Genomic DNA, 5,772 nt, shown 5'->3' with positions numbered 1-5,772 from the left:
ACCGCCGCCTTTAATTCGGTTGTGCTCACTCGGTTGTTAGGACTGTCCTGCTACATTAGTAATTACTTAGTAATAAACATCAGCAGCGATCGGATAACGGTTATTTAATTTAACCGCCCGCGTCTAAAATAACAAGCTGTCTCTGAAACGGAGGTACTCGTGAGCAACTCATCTAATAAATCCCCAGAATTCTTTGAAGAAGAAGGAGAAAATGCCAATTTATTATGGCAATACGTACAGTCAATGGCCCCCGACACTGTTTCTCAGTTGTCTAAGCCGACTTCTCACGAAGTGTTTCAAGTAATGGAGCGAAATATTGTAGGGCTTTTAGGGAATTTACCTTCAGAACACTTCGGGGTGACAGTTACTACCAGTCGCGAACATTTGGGTAGACTGCTCGCCTCGGCTATGATTAGTGGCTATTTTCTGAAAAATGCCGAACAGCGAATGACTTTTGAAAAGTCCATAGAAGCCAGTGAGAGACACGGCTCTGATGATTAGTTGATTCTTAACATTTAAGTTATACAAGTGTCAAGCCCCCCTCGCAAGATCGGGGGCTATTGTTAGTTTGCAGTTGGCAGTTGTGAGTTGTCATATCAATTCCGGTTGCACGAGCGAAATGATAGCAACGGAGGAGACGGCATTTCCGTATCCGTACCCCAATAATATTGTAGGGATACGCCACGTGCAGTCTCCTGATTTCGCCTAAGATTAATCACCAATCACCAATAACGAATAACGAATAACCAATCACGAATAACGAATAACGAATCACCAATCACCAATCACCAATCACCAATTACTATGTCTCTTTCTCCTGTGGCCCACAAAGTTATCGGCGTTGCTGCGATTTGGAACGACCGACAACAAATTTTGATTGACAAGCGCCGACAACACGGACTGCATGGCGGTTTTTGGGAGTTTCCCGGCGGTAAAATAGAGCCTGGGGAAACCATCGAAGCTTGCATACAGCGGGAAATTATGGAGGAGTTGGGGATTGTAGTAGAAGTGGGCGATCGCCTGATTACAATTGACCACGACTACACTAAATTTACAGTGAGACTCTACGTGCACCACTGCCGTTACGTCAGCGGGGAACCGCAAACGATCGAATGCGATGAAATTCGCTGGGTGACACTCGATGAAATTGACCAATTTACTTTTCCCAAGGCAAACGAACAGATTATCGCTGCACTGCGTTCGCATTGAACTGTCCTGTCAAATTGGGTTTTTTATTGTTAACTGACAACTGCCAACTGCTTTCGGAGTCAACTGTCAACTGTCAACTATTTTTGAACTGGCAGTGTAAAGTGAAAACAACTGCCTCTATCTGGTACGGAATCTACCCAAATTTGACCGTAGTGGGCGCGGATGATGCCTTGACACAAAGACAGCCCAATGCCGTAACCGTCTGTTGATTGATCTCGCTGCAAGCGATAGCTGTCTTCAAAAATTCTCGCGCAATTTTCTTCAGGAATTCCCGGGCCGCTGTTGCAAATGCTGACTTGAACTTTGTAAGCGGTGCGGTGGAGAATTGAAAGATTAACAGTTCCTTGCTCTGGGGTGTACTTGCTGGCGTTGTCCAGCAGGTTGACTATGACTTGTTTGATGCGATCGGGATCGGCATAAACCAAGGGCAAATCTGCGGGAATATCTGTTTCTACGTTCAGGCTTTTAGCCTCAAACTTGTCTTGAAATTGCCCTATTACATCTTGACAAATTGCTCCCAGTTCGATTTTTTTTGCTTGAATGTGAAGTTGAGCGTTGGTACCCCGGGCTGCTTCTAGGATATCTGTAATCATGCGATCGACAATTCGGATTTGGCGGCGGGCTTGTTTCATCAAATGAGCCGCCAGAGTCGGTGTCAAACGAGACTTTTGCCCCTGCTTCACCTTTTGATTTGACTCCAAAGTCTCCAAAGCCAAAGATGCGGCAGTCAAGGGATTGCGCAAGTCGTGAGCCAGCATCGCAATAATCCTGTCTTTCAACTGCAACTGCTCTTGCAGGTGTTCTTTTTCCTGTTTGAGCCGAAAAACTTCATCCGCAAGCTGCACGAGTTCGGTGGCGCAAGCAACCGAATAGAGCGGTTTTGGGTCTACCAGATTGGCAGCCAGAGCCGAGGCCGACTGCTGCTGAGCTACGTATTCTGCTACAGAACGCTGCCAGCGGGGCCACCAGTGTTCGAGTTGGGCGATCAAATTGCTGCCGGCGAGAGTTTGTCGGGGCTCGGGATGAATTTTGAGCAGCGAGGGAGTGGCTACGAGTTTAAAGTGTTCGGCTAAATCCGGCTGTTCTCCTACGTCGATGACTTGAAGCTCAAAGTCGCACTCTGCCTTCAAAGCCTGTAGGGACTTGCGGATGTGTCTGGTCTGTTCCCTGGAAGAGGGACGCTTGTCGATGAACAGCAAAAGCTGTAAAGGCGGTGCGGAATTTGCCGGCTGTTCGGGAGAACAGTCGGTGTCGCCGGTGCCTGGCGGATTGACGCTGTTGACTTTTTCGATCGGGTGAAAATAATTGACCATTGCCGAGCCGAGTTATTTCACTTCTACTTTAATTTAATACTTACTTTAGATTTATGCTATTGTCCGATGATTTCATTACGGCGGGCCAATGACATTTTTGAGATGGAAGAAAAATGAGTCGCTGCGGGTAGTGGTGAAAGTGGCGGCGGCCTTTTTTGTGCTGTGCCTGCTGCTGACGCTGCACCGCTACTACAGCTTTTACGCTACATACGACCAAGGCATTTTCAATCAACTTTTTTGGAACGGCACTCGGGGTCACTTGTTTGAGAGTTCCCTGTCTTCGGCTTTGTCCACTAACGTGGTTCACCAAAATCAGCTCCCGTCTGTATCTTATTACCGCTTGGGGCAGCATTTCACGCCGGCGCTGATGCTGTGGCTGCCAATTTACTCGCTGTTCCCCTCTCCTGTCACTTTGACGGTGTTGCAGGTGACTTTAATTACGGCGGCTGGTTTAGTTCTGTACGCTCTGGCCAGACACCATCTAGAACCGCGACTGTCGGCGACAATTGCCGTGAGCTATTACGCAGCTAACGCGGTTATTGGCCCGACTTTGGGCAATTTTCACGATGTTTGTCAAATTCCGCTTTATGTTTTCGGCTTGCTGCTGGCGATGGAGAAGCGCACTTGGCCGCTGTTTGGGATTCTGGCAACTTTAATTTTGGCCGTGCGAGAAGATTCGGGAGTTGTTTTGTTTGGCGTCGGAGCTTACATGATTTTGAGCCGGCGCTATCCTCGGACTGGTTTGGCCGTCTGCATTCTCAGTTTTGGTTACACGATCGTCCTGACCAATCTAATTATGCCTTTGTTTTCTGCTGATATCTCCCAGCGGTTTATGATGGAACGCTTCGGTCAATATGCCGATGGAGATGAAGCTTCGACGCTGGAAATTCTTTGGGGAATGGTGAGCAATCCCGGACGGTTGGTAGCTGAGCTATTTACGCCGTTTGTTGGTAAGATTAGATACCTGCTCGGCCAGTGGTTGCCGTTAGCCTTGGTTCCTGCGGTAGCACCCGCATCTTGGACGATCGCAGGCTTCCCGCTGCTGAAGCTATTTTTAGCTAAAGGTGAGTCGGTGCTGGCGATTAATATTCGCTATGCGATGACTGTGGTTCCAGGGCTGTTTTACGGGGCGATCCTGTGGTGGGCTGGCCGTCAACAGGAAGAAGATAGAATTAAAAGGGGAGAACAAACAATCTTACGTTTTCCGAATGCGGTGTTTCCTTTCCCTTCGTCTTCGCAGTTTCGCCGCTTTTGGGGGTTTTGCATCTGCTTGTCGCTATTTTTTACCTTCACGTCTAACCCAAATCGGACTTTTTCGTTTATTTTGCCCGATGCGATCGATCCTTGGGTGCAAGTTCCTCTGATCAGACAGTGGCAGCACGTGTCTCAAGTGCGCCCGCTGTTGGCTCAAATTCCTGCTAGTGCTAGCGTGGCTGCAACGAATACTATTGTGCCGATTTTGTCAAGCCGCCGGGAAATTCTCCGGTTTCCGATGTTTGAACTCCGCAATGATGCCCGGGAACCTGTGAAGATGGAATATGTAATTGCCGATGTCTGGCAGTTGCAGCAGTATCAGACTGGGTTTCGCCGGGAACGCGGACAGTTACAGCAAATTGTGCCGGCGATCGATCGAATGTCCAAATCTGGAGACTACGGAATTGTTGGCTTTGAAGACGGCGCGATTTTGATGCGGAAAGGTGCTGTTTCTGACTCTGCATCGGCTGCGGCTTGGGCTCGTTTTCGCCAGGAGTTGGAACCGATTTTGAAGCAATCTTGAGGGTGCGGGCGATCGCCCGCACCCTTTGGGCCAGAATATTTCCGAAACCGGGCCAGAGAGCAATTGCTGCAAACACCCGGTTTCTGCATAATTTTCCGTTTTTGTTGCTGCCAAAAGTCAGCCCTCGGGCATAGATTTGCGATCGATCAACATTTTAGGGTGTCGATTATACAATAAAGTAGTCAACAATAAACATTAAGATATATAAATTGTTAGGAGGGGAGAAAAATGAAAATTTTGGTATTGGCATGGGAGTTTCCTCCCAGAATAGTCGGCGGTATCGCCCGCCACGTCTCGGAACTGTATCCAGAATTGGTGAAGCTAGGCCACTCGATTCACTTAATTACAGTAGAGTTCGGTCACGCGCCGATGTACGAAGTGGTGGAAGGAATAGAGGTGCATCGTGTAGTGGTGGGGCACGCCAAGGACTTTTTTCACTGGGTGGCGAACCTCAACCAAAGCATGGGGCACCAAGGTGGCAAACTAATGCTAGAAGAAGGCCCCTTTGATTTGATCCACGCTCACGATTGGCTGGTGGGAGATGCGGCGATCGCCCTCAAGCATACCTTTAAAGTACCGCTAATTGTCACCATCCACGCCACCGAATACGGGCGATTTAACGGCCTCCACAATGACGGACAGCGCTACATTAACGCCAAGGAAAACGACCTCGCTTACAACGCTTGGCGCGTCATTGTTTGCAGCGATTATATGCGGCGGGAAGCCGAACAGGTACTATCAACTCCGTGGAACAAAATAGAGGTAATTTACAACGGAATTAGGTCGGAAAAAAAGCCGCGCTGGCATGAATTTGACGCGATGAATTTCCGGCGCCTATTTGCAGCAGATGATGAGAAAATTGTCTATTACGTCGGCAGAATTAGCTATGAAAAGGGCATTGCTGTCTTTTTGAATGCTGCACCTAAAGTAATTTGGGAAATGGGTGGAAAAGCCAAAATAGTAATTGTTGGCGGTGGCAATACAGACCATCTCAAACTTTTGGCTTGGAACTTAGGAATTTGGAATAAATGTTATTTTACAGGCTTCATGTTTGAGGAACATCTCGACAAATTCCAGACGGTAGCTGACTGCGCGGTTTTCCCCAGTCTGTACGAACCTTTTGGGATTGTAGCGTTAGAAAGCTTTGCTGCAAGAGTGCCTGTGGTGGTGTCGAATGCGGGTGGACTTCCAGAGGTAGTGCAGCATACGAAAACTGGGGTTGTTACTCAGGCTAACAATCGCGATTCTTTGGCCTGGGGGATTTTGGAGGTGCTGAAAAATCCTGGTTATGCACGGTGGTTGGTTGACAATGCTTATGAGGATTTGGAACGTCGGTTTAGTTGGCAGAAGTTGGCGATGGAAACCGAATGGGTTTATCAGCGGGTAATGGAGGAAAGGGCCGAAGTTGATTGGTAAAATTGACAGTTGATAGTTGACAGTTGACAGTTGACAGTTGACAGTTGACAGTTGACA

General features: G+C 48.1%; 5 protein-coding genes. 4 read left to right on the top strand and 1 reads right to left on the bottom strand.

Going from position 1 to position 5,772, the window contains the following annotated elements:
- Positions 1-159 precede the first annotated feature (159 nt).
- Entirely contained in the window at positions 160-501 is a 342-nt protein-coding gene (locus QT974_RS30045; RefSeq protein WP_333472041.1) for a DUF760 domain-containing protein, read from the top strand.
- Between the two features lie 303 nt (positions 502-804).
- Positions 805-1,209, top strand: a complete 405-nt coding sequence (mutT, locus tag QT974_RS30040) for an 8-oxo-dGTP diphosphatase MutT (protein ID WP_333472040.1) — start codon at positions 805-807, stop codon at positions 1,207-1,209.
- 77 nt (positions 1,210-1,286) lie between these two features.
- On the opposite strand, the gene QT974_RS30035 is transcribed toward mutT, so the two are convergent.
- Positions 1,287-2,522 (bottom strand): histidine kinase, encoded by a 1,236-nt coding sequence (locus tag QT974_RS30035; RefSeq protein ID WP_333472039.1) that lies wholly within the window; start codon positions 2,520-2,522, stop codon positions 1,287-1,289.
- An 88-nt stretch (positions 2,523-2,610) separates the two neighbouring features.
- Between QT974_RS30035 and QT974_RS30030 the strand changes: the two genes are divergently transcribed.
- Both QT974_RS30030 and QT974_RS30025 read left to right on the top strand, forming a co-directional pair.
- Positions 2,611-4,299, top strand: a complete 1,689-nt coding sequence (locus tag QT974_RS30030; protein WP_333472038.1) for a DUF2079 domain-containing protein — start codon at positions 2,611-2,613, stop codon at positions 4,297-4,299.
- Between the two features lie 228 nt (positions 4,300-4,527).
- The gene (locus QT974_RS30025) at positions 4,528-5,715 is read left to right on the top strand and encodes a glycosyltransferase family 4 protein (RefSeq protein ID WP_333472037.1); all 1,188 of its coding nucleotides are present in this window, start codon (positions 4,528-4,530) and stop codon (positions 5,713-5,715) included.
- Positions 5,716-5,772 lie beyond the last annotated feature (57 nt).

The organism is Microcoleus sp. BM001215392, assembly GCF_036700185.1.
Lineage (GTDB): Bacteria > Cyanobacteriota > Cyanobacteriia > Cyanobacteriales > Microcoleaceae > Microcoleus.
This window is presented reverse-complemented; position numbering and strand designations above follow the sequence as displayed.